Consider the following 13,400-nt stretch of genomic DNA (forward strand, 5'->3'; position numbering starts at 1 on the left):
ATGTCCCCGAACACCTGTCTACCATGTCCCCGGACCGTACACTCCCACAGGGAGAGGGAGAAAAGCAGACCGCACGGACAGTCCCCTCTCCCTTGAGGGAGAGGGTTAGGGTGAGGGGGAGAGGCAAATTCAGTACCCCGCCGCCAAATCATCCACCGAGCGCGGATCAGACGCGCCATACAGCGTGCCATCTGGCCCAACCATAATACTTTGCATACTGCCCATCGCCTCTTTCAGCGCCACTTTCTGCCCCTTCTGCTCAAGCAACTTCAGCGTATCCGGGCTAAAGCCCTTCTCTACGCGCAGCTCATCCGGCAGCCACTGATGGTGGAATCGCGGCGCGTTAGTGGCTTCCGCAACATTCATCCCATAATCGATGGTATTTACCACCATTTGCAGCACCGTGGTGATAATCCTGCTGCCGCCAGGGCTGCCGGTAACCAGCCAGGTTTTGCCGTCTTTCACCACAATCGTTGGCGACATGGATGACAGCGGGCGCTTCTTCGGCCCTACCGCATTCGCGTCACCACCGACCAGGCCATAAACGTTCGGCACACCCGGCTTGGCTGAAAAATCATCCATCTGGTTATTCATCAGAATGCCACTGTTTCCGGCGACAATCCCGGTGCCAAAGGTGGTGTTCAGCGTATAGGTCACCGTCACCGCATTACCGTCTTTATCCACCACCGAGAAATGGGTCGTTTGATTGCTCTCATAAGGCGCGAGCTTGCCGGGGCGAATTTCGCTGGATGGTTTCGCCTTGTTGAGGTCAATCTGTTCGGCGAGCGATTTAGCGTAGGCTTTGCTGGTCAGCGCCTGCCAGGGCACCTTCACAAAATCCGGGTCACCAAGGTATTCTGAGCGATCCGCATAGGCATGTTTCTCCGCTTCCGCCATCACCTGCATGGCGTCGGCGCTGCCAAAACCATATTTATGCATGTCGAAATTTTCGAGGATGTTGAGGATTTGCACAATGTGGATCCCGCCAGAAGAAGGCGGCGGCATGGAGAAGACCTGATAACCGCGATAATCACCGCTGATTGGCGTGCGCTCTACCGCTTTATACTCTGCGAGATCCGCTTTGCTGATCAGCCCGCCGTGCTTGTGCATCTCGTCGGCAATCTGATCGGCGATGGCGCCTTTATAAAACGCATCCGGGCCATTTTCGGCAATCAGCTCCAGGCTTTTCGCCAGATCTTTTTGCACCAGTTTGTCGCCCTTTTTCAGCGGCTCGCCGTCTTTCCAGAAAATCGCTTTACTGTTTTCATGGTTGGGAATGACTTCACTGCCGTAGGTTTTGAGATCGTCAGCCAGCGCATCGTTCACCACAAAACCGTCGCGCGCCAGTTTGAACGCGGGCTGAATTACTTTGTTGAGCGGTAGCGTGCCGTACTTTTCCAGCGCCAGTGAGAAACCGGCTACCGTACCCGGCGTGCCGGAGGCCAGATGTGACGTCAGGGATTTTTTGCTGTCCGGGTTACCGTGATCATCAAGGAACATATCACGCGTAGCCTGGGCGGGGGCCATTTCGCGAAAATCGATTGCCGTCGTATTCCCGTCTTTGGTTCGCAGCAGCATAAATCCGCCACCGCCCAGGTTCCCGGCTTGCGGATGCGTGACCGCCAGCGCGTAACCGACCGCTACTGCCGCATCAACGGCATTACCGCCCTCTTTGAGGATTTGCACCCCGACCTGAGTGGCGAGCGCGTCCACCGTTGCCACCATCCCCTGATGCGCGCGCACCGGGTGAAAAACATCTTCCTCTACGCCATAAGATACCGGTGGTGCTGCAGGCTCGGTCGTCGCTGCCGCCACGGCAAAACTCCCTCCCGCGGTTAGCGCGGCAATCGCCAGCCAACGCGCAAACGTCTGTTTCATCATCGTTGTTCTCCAGAATTGGGGTCACAGTTCCCGTTTAAGCCTGGTTCAAAACTCCTAAATAATCATCGTTATGGCGAAAACGAGGTAAACTTAAGTGATCCCTCAGAAGGGAGGAGAGACAATGAAACGATTACTGATTCTGGCGGCATGGCTTCCGTTTGCCGCTTTAGCACAGCCACTCAATACCACCAACAACCCCAATCTGCCGGATTACAAAATCCCGAGCCAGCAGCGGTTACAAACTCAGATGAAATCGCAGCAGGTGCAGCAGAAAGGGATGCTGAATCAACAGTTGCAGACGCAAACGCGCGTTCAGCAACAACAGCTTCAGACGCAACTGAATAACGACAGGCAGCGGATACAGCAGGCCCAGCCGGGGGAGCGAAACCCCGCAGGTCAGCAAATGCTCCCCAATACTAACGGCGGGATGCTGAACCAGAGCGGGGCATCAGGCAATAGCGATTCGATGCTGAATAATCAGCAACATATGTTGCCGAAGCGGCAGAATGGCGACATGCTGAATAGCAATCCTAATCTGCCGGTGAAAACGAATCTGCCTTAAGGCTGGAAATCCGGGCCGATAACGTCAATGGCATCGGTACAGATGCAGTTCACACCCCAGCGCAGCAATTGCGAGGCACGCTGGGGCCTGTTCACCGTGTACACCAGAATCTTCAGACCCGCCTCACGCAGGGCATCCACGCGCGCTTCATCCAGCAGTTTGTGGTTGAGGTGAATCGAGACGCAGCCCAGCCGCGTGGTCAGTTCACGCCAGTCATCGCGCCATTCGTCCAGTAACAACCCGCGCGGCAATTCCGGTGCGGCCTGCTGTGCCGCTTCCAGCGCATCAATTTCAAACGACGAGAGCAGCGGCGGCGTCATATCCGCCCACAGTTCGCGCGCCGCCAGCGCCACCACTTTGCCGGTTAGCGGCCCGGTTCCGGTGGTCGGCTTGATTTCGATATTCGCCATCATCCCGTATTCGCGGCAACGCTCCGCCACCTGCGAAAGCAGCGGCAGCGGTTCACCTTTGAATTCACCGCTAAACCAGCTACCCGCGTCCACGCGCAGTAAATCGTGCCAGTTCAGGTCGCCCGCCACGCCCCAGCCGTTGCTGGTGCGCTCAAGGTTATCGTCGTGCAACAGGAAAATTTCGCCGTCTTTCGACAACTTCACGTCGAACTCAATCATGGTATGACCGTATCGCGCCCCTACATCAATGGCCGCCAGGGTGTTTTCCGGAGCCAGTCTGCCGCCGCCACGATGAGCCGCAACGTGGGGATAAGGCCAGTTACTCATATTCTTTGTCCTGTTTCGCCATCAAAAAGATGCAAATGATTATCCGGCAGATGCAGCCACAGCGTGCTGCCCGCCGTTGGGCGTTCCTGATGAGACAGACGCACCACCAGCTTCTGTGCGCCCCAGCGACCATGCGCAAGGTTATCCGCGCCCAGCATCTCCAGGGTATCCATCACCAGCGGTATGCCGCCTTCCGCCTGCGAGCTTAACGCAATATGCTCCGGGCGGATACCGAGCGTCATTTTACGCCCGGCGTGCTGACGAGAGTAGCCATTGAGCGGCAACAACAGGCCATCTTCCAGCTCAAAGTGCGTGCCTTCATTGTTGATGCGCCCGGCCAGCAGGTTCATCGCCGGGCTGCCGATAAAACTCGCCACAAACAGGCTGGCGGGCTTCTCATAAACTTCAACCGGTGTACCAATCTGTTCGGCGATGCCACCGTTCATCACCATCACACGCTGGGCGAGCGTCATCGCCTCGACCTGATCGTGGGTCACGTACAGCGAGGTGGTTTTCAGGCGGCGATGCAGTTGTTGCAACTCAAGGCGCATCTGCACGCGCAGCTTGGCATCCAGGTTCGACAGCGGTTCATCGAACAGGAACACCGCCGGGTCACGCACAATTGCACGTCCCATCGCCACGCGCTGACGCTGACCGCCGGAAAGCTCGCGCGGGCGGCGTTTAAGCAGCCCGTCGAGCTCCAGGATACGCGCCGCTTCTTTTACGCGATCCGCAATCTGCTGTTTACCCATGCCACGAATTTTCAGCCCCCACGCCATATTCTCTTCCACACTCATATGTGGGTAGAGGGCGTAGTTCTGGAACACCATCGCAATGCCGCGATCTTTCGGTTCCATTTCGGTCACCCGCTTGCCGTCAATCCAGATATCGCCGCTGGTCGCACGTTCAAGCCCGGCCACCATGCGCAGCAGCGTGGATTTCCCGCAGCCGGACGGCCCGACCATCACGATGAATTCCCCATCGGCCACGTCCAGCGTCAACGGTTTAATGACCTGGGTTTTGCCATCCCAGCTTTTGGTTATTGCCTGTAATTTCAGTCCTGCCATCTTATTTCTCACTGTCGACTAAACCGCGCACAAAGGCACGCTGCATCACTAAAACAATCACCACGGGTGGGATAAGCGTTAATAACATCGCTGCCATCACCTGGTTCCATTGGGTTGTGCCTTCGCCGGTGGCGATCATGCCTTTGATACCCGCAACGGTGGTGCCGAGATCAACATCGGTGATGATCAGCAGCGGCCATAAATATTGGTTCCAGCCGTAGATGAAGGTGATCACGAAAAGCGCCGCCAGGTTGGTTTTTGACAGCGGGAAGACGATATCGCGGAAGAAACGCATCGGCGATGCGCCATCAATACGCGCGGCTTCCACCAGTTCATCCGGCAGCGTCATAAAGAACTGACGGAACAGGAACGTCGCGGTTGCCGACGCCATTAACGGCAGCGTCAGCCCGGCGTAGCTATCCAGCATCTTCAGATTGGCAATGACCTCTACCGTCGGGAAAATACGCACTTCAACCGGCAGCATCAGCGTAATAAAAATCATCCAGAAGAAGAGGTTACGCAGCGGAAAGCGGAACCAGACGATGGCAAAGGCAGAGAGCATCGAGACGGTGATTTTGCCCAGCGTAATGCTGAATGCCATCACAAAACTGTTAAGCATCATCCGCCAGAACGGCGCACTGTTCACGCCAACACCGTTCACCCAGATGTGGTGCATATTTTCCAGCAAATGCGTCCCCGGCAGCAGCGTCATCGGCGTCGCAAAGACTGCCTGATCATCCAGCGTCGCCGCCACAAACGCGACGTATAGCGGGAAGAGGATCACCGCAATCCCCAGAATCAACATCGTATGGCTGAATATCGTCAGCCCCGGACGGTTCTCAATCATTGGTAACGCACCTTACTTTCCACATAGCGGAACTGCACCACCGTCAGCACGATGACGAGGAACATCAGCACCACCGACTGCGCGGCAGAGGCCGAGAGATCCAGCCCGGTAAAACCTTCGCGGTAAATTTTATAAATCAGCGTGGTCGTCGCCTGCACCGGCCCGCCCGCCGTTGCGGCATCGATAACCGGGAAGGTGTCGAAGAAGGCGTAGACCAGGTTCACCACCAGCAGGAAGAAGCTCACCGGCGCAATCAGCGGCAGGGCGAGTTTGAAGAAGCGGCGAATCGGGCCTGCGCCATCAATCGCCGCCGCCTCAATCAGCGAACGCGGAATGGACTGCAGCGCGGCGTAGAAGAACAGGAAGTTGTAGCTGATTTGCTTCCAGACCGAGGCGAACACCACAAGGAACATCGCCTGACCGCTGTTTTGCGCGTGGTTCCAGTCGTAGCCGAATTCGGCGAGGAAATGGGTGATCAACCCGCGTCCTGGGTTGAAGAGGAAAATCCACAGTACCGCGGCAACGGCGGGCGCGACGGCGTAAGGCAGCAGCATCAGCGTTTGATACAGACGACTGCCGCGTACGATGTACTCCACCAACGCGGCAAAAATAAGTGAGATCACCAGACCGCTGACGGTCACCATGGTGCTGAATTTTATCGTCGTCCAGAAAGAATCGAGATAGTAGCTGTCCTGGAACAGCGTGACGAAGTTATCCAGGCCGACAAACTGGCTGGAAAACCCAAAGGGATCCACGCTTTGCAGCGAGTACCACAGCGCTTCGCCCGCAGGCCAGATAAAGAAAATAACGGTGATGACCAACTGCGGGGCAACCAGTAAATAGGGCAGCCAGCGCGAGCGGAACACCGGACGGGAAGATGACATAGTTGGACTCTTGGTTGAATTGCCCCTCACCCCGGCCCTCTCCCTGTGGGAGAGGGTGAGTATTCGCGACGATCTGTTCCCTCTCCCTGAGGGAGAGGGTTAGGGTGAGGGGTAAAGTACGGGTTAAGACTTCGTCGATTTCTCAAAACGGCGCAGCAGCTGATTTCCACGCTCGACGGCAGAGTCCAGCGCCTGCTGAGGCGTTTTCTTACCGGTCCACACGCTTTCCAGCTCTTCATCGACAATGACGCGGATCTGCGGCATGTTGCCCAGACGCAGCCCCTTGGTGAACGGCAGCGGCGGCTTGTTCAGCATCTGGCGCGTCGCGGTGTCGGCCCCCGGGCTCTTGTCGTAGTAGCCCTGCTCGCGGGTCAGGTCATACGCCGCAGTGGTGATCGGCAGATAACCGGTTTTCTGATGCCACTCGGCGGCGTTTTCCGGCTTCGCCAGGAATTCGAGGAATTTCGCCACGCCGGTGTAGGTTTCTTTATCTTTACCCTGCATCACCCACAGGCTTGCTCCGCCGATAATGGCGTTCTGCGGCGCGCCTTTGGCGTCTGCATCGTATGGCATCATGCCCACACCGTAATTGAATTTGGCGTACTGACGGATGTTCGCCAGCGAGCCGGAAGAGGCGGTGGTCATCGCGCAATCACCGTTATAGAACTTCTCGGTCGATTCATCTTTACGGCCTACGTAGCTGAAATCACCCTTCTTGTTCATCTCCTGCAACAGCGCGATGTGTTTTACCTGTTCCGGTTTGTTGAATTCCAGCACCGCATCAGTCCCATCAAAGCCGTTGTTTTTGCTGGCAAACGGCAGGCCGTTCCAGGCGCTGAAGTTTTCCAGTTGGATCCACCCCTGCCAGCCGCTGGCGTAGCCACACTTCATCCCCGCCGCTTTCAGTTTTTCGGTGTAGGCCGCTAAGTCCTGCCAGGTTTTCGGCGGTTGTTCTGGGTCAAGTCCGGCTTTTTTGAAGGCGTCTTTGTTGTAGTAGAGAACAGGCGTGGAGCTGTTAAACGGCTGAGAAAGGAGATGCCCGGTTTTCGCATCAGAGTAATAACCGGAAATCGTCGGCACAAACTGCGACTCATCAAAGTTAATTCCGGCGTCTTTAAACACCTCATACACCGGTTTAATGGCTTTCGAGGCCATCATCGTGGCGGTGCCGACTTCATACACCTGCAAAATCGCCGGGGCATTTCCGGTACGGAACGCGGCAATCCCCGCGCTCAGGTTCTGTTCGTAGTTGCCCTTGTAGATAGGCACAATTTTGTAATCCGGGTTGGCGGCATTAAAACGCTGCGCCAGAGAATCAACTTCTTTACCCAACTCCCCTTCCATCGAATGCCAGAACGGAATATTAGTCACTGCCAGTGCCTGGCCAACAAATACCAGACTGAGCGCCAATCCTGAGGCTGTATGTCGTAACAGTTTCATTGATTATCTCTCTTGTTGTTTCGAATGCGCGATTTCACGCGTTTTATGCTCGCGGGGGTAACATGACATGCTCGAATTACAGAAAAATAACGTTTTTATTACAAAAAAAAGATAGTCAGGCGTCAGGGGGATGGCAAGACGATGACGCTGCGGTGACAGGAAAATGGGAGGTGGGGCACGTATAGGTACGATTCAGGCACAATAAAGCCGGGTGGCGACGTCGCCTTACCCGGCCTGATGAGTATTGAAATTGTAGGCCCGGTAAGCGCAGCGCCACCGGGCATGTGCGTTAACCGCCCAAATACGCGCTTCTCACTGCTTCGTTCGCCAGCAGCGCATCGCCGGTATCTTCGAGCACCACATGGCCGTTTTCGAGCACGTAGCCGCGGTCAGCGAGCTTCAGTGCCTGGTTGGCGTTCTGCTCGACGAGGAAGATGGTCATCCCCTGCTCGCGCAGTTGTTCGATGGTGTCGAAGATCTGCTGAATGATGATCGGCGCCAGGCCGAGCGAAGGCTCATCCAGCAGCAACAGGCGTGGGTTGCTCATCAGCGCACGACCTATCGCCAGCATCTGTTGCTCACCGCCGGACATGGTACCCGCACGTTGAATACGGCGCTCATGCAGACGCGGGAAGAGGTCGTACACCCACTTAATACGCTCATGGAACTGATCGCGTTCGGCAAAGAAGCCGCCCATCGCCAGGTTCTCTTCTACCGTCATACGCGAGAAGACACGCCGCCCTTCCGGGACAATCGCTACCGCTTCGCGCATGATTTTCGCCGTCTGCCAGTCGGTAATGTCTTTATCATCAAAGACAATACGCCCGCTGGTGGCGCGCGGATCGCCGCACAGCGTGCCGAGCAGAGTGGTTTTCCCCGCGCCGTTGGCACCAATCAGGGTGACGATTTCGCCCTGGTTGATATGCAGACTCACCTCATGCAGCGCCTGGATCTTGCCGTAGTGGGCATTAACCTTGTCAAAAGACAACATGACTTTTTCCATTTTATGCCTCACCTAAATACGCGCGGATGACGTCCGGGTTGTTACGAATTTGCTCCGGCGTACCGTTCGCCAGCGGCGTGCCCTGATTCACCACGTAGATGCGATCGGAAATGCCCATCACCAGCTTCATGTCATGCTCAATCAACAGAATAGTGGTGTTGTGCGCGTTACGCAGTTCGGCAATCAGCTCGTCCAGCTCTTTGGTTTCTTTTGGGTTGAGGCCCGCAGCAGGCTCATCAAGCATCAAAATTTCCGGCTGCGTGACCATGCAGCGGGCGATCTCCAGACGACGCTGGTCACCGTACGCAAGATTGCTCGCCTGACGGTTAGCGTGTTCCAGCAGGCCAATACGCTCAAGCCAGGTCGCGGCGCGATCGAGCGCTTCGCTCTGGGCGCGGCGGAATGACGGGGTTTTCAGCAGGCCGGAGAAAACGCCGGTTTTCAGTTGTTGATGCTGTGCCACCAGCAGGTTTTCAATCACCGTCATTTCACGGAACAGACGCACGTGCTGGAAGGTACGCACCACGCCCATACGGGCGATTTGCTGGCCGGGCAGCCCTTCCAGGTGCTGGTCGCGCAGCATGATGGTGCCGCCCGTCGGTTTGTAGAAACCGGTCAGGCAGTTAAAGACCGTGGTTTTCCCCGCGCCGTTCGGGCCAATCAGGGAGACAATCTCCTGCGGGTGCAGCTCCAGATTGACGTTATTGACCGCCAGCAGGCCGCCAAAACGCATCATCAGGCCGCTCACGGATAATAATGGCTGACTCATGCCTGCTCTCCTTTCGCTTTCCCGTTTTTCAACTTCATCTGTACACGGGTCATCGGCAGCAAGCCCTGCGGACGCCAGATCATCATCAGCACCATCAAACCACCCAGCATTAACATGCTGTATTCGTTAAAGTCACGCATCAGTTCGCGCGAAACCACCAGCAGGATAGCCGCAAGAATAACGGCAAACTGCGAGCCCATCCCGCCCAGTACCACAATCGCCAGCACAAAAGCGGATTCGGCAAAAGTGAACGATTCCGGGCTGACGAACCCCTGACGTGCAGCAAACAGCGTACCGGCAAAACCAGCGAACGCGGCGCTGATAGTGAAAGCCGTCAGCTTGATGCGCGTTGGGCTCAGGCCCAGCGAGCGGCAGGCGATTTCATCTTCACGCAGCGCTTCCCACGCGCGGCCCAGCGGCATGCGCAGCAAACGGTTAATCACGAACAGCGAGAGCACCACCAGCAGCAGCGCCACCAGATAGAGCCAGATCACGCGGTCGGACGGGTCATACTTGACGCCAAAGAAGTTGCTGAAGGTATCCCAGCCACCTTCACGCGCGGTACGGCTGAACTCCAGGCCGAAGAAGGTCGGTTTAGGGATTTGGCTGATCCCGTTCGGGCCGCCGGTCACTTCGGTATTGTTGAGCAGCAGAATACGGACGATTTCCCCAAAACCTAAGGTGACAATCGCCAGATAGTCGCCGCGCAGGCGCAGTACCGGGAAACCGAGCAGGAAGCCCGCCGCCGCAGAAACCAGCCCTGCCAGCGGTAAGCACGTCCAGAAACCGAGGCCGTAATAGTGGTTCAGCAGCGCAAAGGTGTACGCACCGATGGCATAAAAACCGCCATAGCCCAGCACCAGCAGGCCAGAGAGGCCAACAACCACGTTCAGACCGAGACCGAGAATGATATAAATCATGGTCAGGGTGGCGATATCGACCGTACCGCGCGACACCATAAACGGCCACGCTACAGCAATCACCAGCAGCGCCACGAGGAACAGTTTCTGTTTAACGGTGGAGCCATCAATCGCTGGCAGAACAAACTTCGGCCCGGAGACGTTTTTCAGGGTGTTCTGGAAGACAGGACGCAGCAACTGGAAGAAGAAGACCACCGCCGTGCCGATGTATACCCACTGCCAGCGAATATCCGCCGCCGAGCCCACCACCAGTTTGGTGCCATCCAGCTGTAACTGAACGCCCATAAAGACGCCCGCCAGAATAAAGAACATGACGGCAGAGAGCAGCGCCATTGCAAAATGCATCGGTTTCATACTTTCTCTACCTCCGGGCGACCCAGAATACCGGTCGGCATCACCAGCAGCACCAGAATAAGCAGGGCGAACGACACCACATCTTTGTATTCCGTACTCAAATAAGCAGACGAGAGCGCCTCGGCGATACCGAGGATCAGCCCGCCAATCATCGCCCCAGGAATGCTGCCGATACCGCCCAGCACCGCCGCAGTGAAGGCTTTCATCCCGGCCATAAAGCCGATGTACGGGTTAATCACACCGTAGAACTGGCCGAGCAGCACGCCCGCAACCGCCGCCATTGCCGCACCAATCACGAAGGTGAGTGCAATCACGCGGTCGGTGTTGATACCGAGCAGGCTCGCCATTTTCAGATCTTCCGAACAGGCGCGGCAGGCACGGCCCATGCGGGAATAGCGGATAAACAGCGTCAGCGCCAGCATAGAAATAAAGGTCACAATCCAGATAACCAGCTGCATGGTAGTGATGCTGGCCGAGAAGCTTTCGCTACTGCCAATAACCCACTGGCCATTGAACAGGCTAGGCAGCGCGACATCGCGCGAGCCTTCCGTCAGGCTGACGTAGTTTTGCAGGAAGATGGACATCCCAATCGCGGAGATCAACGCGATCAGGCGCTTGGAGTTACGCACCGGGCGATACGCCACCCGCTCAATACTCCAGCCGTAGGCGCTGGCGATAATAATCGCGCCAATAAACCCAGCGGCAACCAGCAGCCAGCTGGTATCAATCCCCATCATCATCAGGGCAGCGATGATCATAAAGGAGACATAGCTACCGATCATGTACACCTCGCCGTGGGCGAAGTTAATCATGCCGATAATGCCGTAAACCATGGTGTAACCGATGGCGATCAGTGCATAGGTGCTTCCCAGCGTAACGCCGTTAAACATCTGCTGCATGAAATAGAGAAACTGCTCTGACATAGAATGACCTTTTTCAACCCCTCCGGGTGTTGCGCCCGGAGGGTGGGATGACAGTTACTTCGCCGGGGTTGATGAGCCGTCGGCGTGCCACTGGAAGACACCAAACTCAAATCCCTTCAGATCGCCTTTTTCATCCCATTTCAGCGGCCCAATCACGGTGTTCGCACCGTTTGCTTTCAAATCTTTTACCAGCGCCAGCGGCTCTTCGCTGCCGGTACGCTCCATTGCGGTTGCCAGAGACTGCACCGCCGCGTAGGTGATCCACACATACGGGCCGCTCGGATCTTTCTTCTGCGCCTTCAGTGCATCCACAATCGCTTTGTTGGCCGGTTCCTGGTCATAGCGTTTCGGCATCGTGACCAGCATGCCTTCCCCGGCATCGCCCGCGATGTTAGAGAGTGATGCGTTACCCACACCTTCCGGCCCCATAAACTGGGTTTTCAGGCCGACGGAACGCGCCTGGCGCAGCATCTGCCCCATTTCCGGGTAGTAGCCGCCGAAGTAAACGAAATCGATATTCTCTTTTTTCAGGCGCGCGATCAGCGCCGAGAAATCTTTCTCACCGGCGGTAATCCCGTCGAAGAAGACGATATTGGCTTTACCCGCTTTCAGGCCATCCTGCACAGAACGCGCCAGGCCTTCACCGTACTGCTGTTTGTCGTGGATGATAGCGATACGCTGCGGTTTCACTTTCTCCAGAATATATTTCGCGGCGGTCGGGCCCTGAGAAGAGTCGAGACCAGCGGTACGCATGATGTGCTGATAGCCGCGCTGCGTCAGCTCCGGGTTGGTAGCGCCCGGCGTGATCATCAGAATACCTTCATCTTCATAGATGTCGGAAGCGGGCTGCGTGGAGGAAGAGCAGAGATGACCGATAACGTATTGAATGCCGTCGTTGACGATTTTGTTAGCCACGGCGACGGCCTGTTTTGGATCGCACGCGTCGTCATACTCTACGCCAACCAGTTTGTTGCCTTTAATACCGCCTTTGGCGTTGATGTCTTTAATGGCCTGACGCGCGCCGTTGAACTCCATGTCGCCCCACTGGGCCACCGGGCCAGACATCGCGCCGACCACGGCCACTTTAATATCCTCTGCCATCGCAACATGCGACATGGCCAGTGCGATCAACCCTGCGATCGCTGTTTTCGCATTCGGTCTCATTTTTATGGATCCCCACTCGTGACGTGATTTATTTATTTTGTAGTTTTATGGTTAAAACGCACTTGTTCTTTTTTTAAACAACGCTATTTTTACCAGTCTCTTTAATGGTTTAGCGCGGTTTTTTGGCTAATACCAGACTAAAATCTCTATTTTTCAGTCTATTAAGCAGAGATAATATTCTGTATTTCTGTCGAGATAAACAAAAAAAGTCCTGAATTCAGCATAAAATAACGGTACATAAGGCGGAATAAATCACTACTTTTTAGGGTAAAACACTGCCTATTTTTCAATCCATATTGAATAAAACTGCCTTTATCTGGCTAAAAAAATTAATCAGCTAATGAATGGATAAAAAACAGAATCGCCCTGAAAGGAAAATTAGGTACACTCAGTTACCCGTTTTGGCAGGATATTTTCGAATGAAACTGACCATCATCCGCTTACAGCACTTCAGCGAACAGGATCGTCTCGATCTGGCAAAAATATGGCCGGAGTACGACATCAACACGCTCACCCTTGATGATAACCACCGTATTTATGCGGCACGTTTTAACGAGCGTCTGCTCGGTGCCGTGCGCGTCACGCTCGAAGGCACCCAGGCGACGCTCGACTCACTGCGCGTGCGCGAAATCACCCGCCGTCGCGGCGTGGGTCAATATCTGCTGGAAGAAACGCTTGCGGATAACGCGCAGGCATCCAGCTGGTGGATGGCGGATATCGGCGTGGAAGACCGCGGCGCAATGGCGGCGTTTATGCAGGCACTGGGCTTTACGGCGCAGGCGGATGGATGGGAGAAGCGGTAACGCTTGTTACCACAGGTGCGGCCTGATGCCCTCACCCCATCCCTCT

13 protein-coding genes are annotated in these 13,400 nt (G+C 55.8%); 2 read left to right on the plus strand and 11 right to left on the minus strand.

What is annotated here, in order from left to right; all coding sequences use genetic code 11:
- Positions 1-129: 129 nt before the first annotated feature.
- The gene (gene ggt, locus DBY68_RS17095; RefSeq protein ID WP_108476807.1) at positions 130-1,878 is read right to left on the minus strand and encodes a gamma-glutamyltransferase; all 1,749 of its coding nucleotides are present in this window, start codon (positions 1,876-1,878) and stop codon (positions 130-132) included.
- 124 nt (positions 1,879-2,002) lie between these two features.
- Here ggt and DBY68_RS17100 point away from each other — a divergent pair, with 124 nt between their 5' ends.
- Positions 2,003-2,443 carry a DUF2756 family protein gene (locus DBY68_RS17100; protein WP_108476804.1) on the plus strand — a complete coding sequence of 147 codons (441 nt, stop codon included), beginning with the start codon at positions 2,003-2,005 and terminating at the stop codon, positions 2,441-2,443.
- Here DBY68_RS17100 and ugpQ read toward each other — a convergent pair.
- The 10 genes from ugpQ to livK form a co-directional block, all read right to left on the minus strand.
- Positions 2,440-3,180, minus strand: a complete 741-nt coding sequence (ugpQ, locus tag DBY68_RS17105; protein WP_108476803.1) for a glycerophosphodiester phosphodiesterase — start codon at positions 3,178-3,180, stop codon at positions 2,440-2,442. The two genes, DBY68_RS17100 and ugpQ, sit on opposite strands and share 4 nt — an antisense overlap.
- Complete coding sequence (locus DBY68_RS17110) at positions 3,177-4,247, minus strand: sn-glycerol-3-phosphate import ATP-binding protein UgpC (RefSeq protein ID WP_108476802.1); 1,071 nt, start codon at positions 4,245-4,247, stop codon at positions 3,177-3,179. The genes ugpQ and DBY68_RS17110 overlap by 4 nt, the downstream gene beginning before the upstream one ends.
- Before the next feature lies 1 nt (position 4,248).
- Positions 4,249-5,094: a sn-glycerol-3-phosphate ABC transporter permease UgpE gene (gene ugpE / locus DBY68_RS17115; RefSeq protein WP_108476801.1), complete on the minus strand. Its 846-nt coding sequence runs from the start codon at positions 5,092-5,094 to the stop codon at positions 4,249-4,251.
- Positions 5,091-5,978, minus strand: a complete 888-nt coding sequence (gene ugpA, locus DBY68_RS17120) for a sn-glycerol-3-phosphate ABC transporter permease UgpA (protein WP_108476800.1) — start codon at positions 5,976-5,978, stop codon at positions 5,091-5,093. The genes ugpE and ugpA overlap by 4 nt, the downstream gene beginning before the upstream one ends.
- 123 nt (positions 5,979-6,101) lie before the next feature.
- Entirely contained in the window at positions 6,102-7,418 is a 1,317-nt protein-coding gene (gene ugpB / locus DBY68_RS17125) for a sn-glycerol-3-phosphate ABC transporter substrate-binding protein UgpB (protein WP_108476799.1), read from the minus strand.
- 289 nt (positions 7,419-7,707) lie between these two features.
- A complete protein-coding gene (livF, locus tag DBY68_RS17130; RefSeq protein WP_108476798.1) occupies positions 7,708-8,421 on the minus strand; it encodes a high-affinity branched-chain amino acid ABC transporter ATP-binding protein LivF in 714 nt (237 codons plus the stop codon).
- Between the two features lies 1 nt (position 8,422).
- A complete protein-coding gene (gene livG / locus DBY68_RS17135) occupies positions 8,423-9,190 on the minus strand; it encodes a high-affinity branched-chain amino acid ABC transporter ATP-binding protein LivG (RefSeq protein WP_015962634.1) in 768 nt (255 codons plus the stop codon).
- Positions 9,187-10,464: a high-affinity branched-chain amino acid ABC transporter permease LivM gene (locus tag DBY68_RS17140; protein WP_108476797.1), complete on the minus strand. Its 1,278-nt coding sequence runs from the start codon at positions 10,462-10,464 to the stop codon at positions 9,187-9,189. Before DBY68_RS17140 ends, livG begins: the two co-directional genes overlap by 4 nt.
- On the minus strand, positions 10,461-11,387 hold the full coding sequence (livH, locus tag DBY68_RS17145; protein WP_108476796.1) for a high-affinity branched-chain amino acid ABC transporter permease LivH: 927 nt from the start codon (positions 11,385-11,387) through the stop codon (positions 10,461-10,463). Before livH ends, DBY68_RS17140 begins: the two co-directional genes overlap by 4 nt.
- A gap of 54 nt (positions 11,388-11,441) precedes the next feature.
- The gene (gene livK, locus DBY68_RS17150; RefSeq protein ID WP_108476795.1) at positions 11,442-12,551 is read right to left on the minus strand and encodes a high-affinity branched-chain amino acid ABC transporter substrate-binding protein LivK; all 1,110 of its coding nucleotides are present in this window, start codon (positions 12,549-12,551) and stop codon (positions 11,442-11,444) included.
- Positions 12,552-12,970: 419 nt separating this feature from the next.
- Between livK and panM the strand changes: the two genes are divergently transcribed.
- On the plus strand, positions 12,971-13,354 hold the full coding sequence (panM, locus tag DBY68_RS17155; RefSeq protein ID WP_108476794.1) for an aspartate 1-decarboxylase autocleavage activator PanM: 384 nt from the start codon (positions 12,971-12,973) through the stop codon (positions 13,352-13,354).
- Positions 13,355-13,400 lie beyond the last annotated feature (46 nt).

It is taken from the genome of Pseudocitrobacter sp. RIT415 (assembly GCF_003057695.2).
Lineage (GTDB): Bacteria > Pseudomonadota > Gammaproteobacteria > Enterobacterales > Enterobacteriaceae > Pseudocitrobacter > Pseudocitrobacter faecalis.

Excerpts from the sequence above, each read along its gene's own strand:
- ugpB (WP_108476799.1), bottom strand. The coding sequence starts at position 7,418 with ATGAAACTGTTACGACATACAGCCTCAGGATTGGCGCTCAGTCTGGTA.
- DBY68_RS17140 (WP_108476797.1), bottom strand. The coding sequence starts at position 10,464 with ATGAAACCGATGCATTTTGCAATGGCGCTGCTCTCTGCCGTCATGTTC.
- ugpE (WP_108476801.1), bottom strand. The coding sequence starts at position 5,094 with ATGATTGAGAACCGTCCGGGGCTGACGATATTCAGCCATACGATGTTG.
- livH (WP_108476796.1), bottom strand. The coding sequence starts at position 11,387 with ATGTCAGAGCAGTTTCTCTATTTCATGCAGCAGATGTTTAACGGCGTT.
- DBY68_RS17110 (WP_108476802.1), bottom strand. The coding sequence starts at position 4,247 with ATGGCAGGACTGAAATTACAGGCAATAACCAAAAGCTGGGATGGCAAA.
- panM (WP_108476794.1), top strand. The coding sequence starts at position 12,971 with ATGAAACTGACCATCATCCGCTTACAGCACTTCAGCGAACAGGATCGT.
- ugpQ (WP_108476803.1), bottom strand. The coding sequence starts at position 3,180 with ATGAGTAACTGGCCTTATCCCCACGTTGCGGCTCATCGTGGCGGCGGC.
- livG (WP_015962634.1), bottom strand. The coding sequence starts at position 9,190 with ATGAGTCAGCCATTATTATCCGTGAGCGGCCTGATGATGCGTTTTGGC.
- DBY68_RS17100 (WP_108476804.1), top strand. The coding sequence starts at position 2,003 with ATGAAACGATTACTGATTCTGGCGGCATGGCTTCCGTTTGCCGCTTTA.
- livK (WP_108476795.1), bottom strand. The coding sequence starts at position 12,551 with ATGAGACCGAATGCGAAAACAGCGATCGCAGGGTTGATCGCACTGGCC.
- ugpA (WP_108476800.1), bottom strand. The coding sequence starts at position 5,978 with ATGTCATCTTCCCGTCCGGTGTTCCGCTCGCGCTGGCTGCCCTATTTA.
- livF (WP_108476798.1), bottom strand. The coding sequence starts at position 8,421 with ATGGAAAAAGTCATGTTGTCTTTTGACAAGGTTAATGCCCACTACGGC.
- ggt (WP_108476807.1), bottom strand. The coding sequence starts at position 1,878 with ATGAAACAGACGTTTGCGCGTTGGCTGGCGATTGCCGCGCTAACCGCG.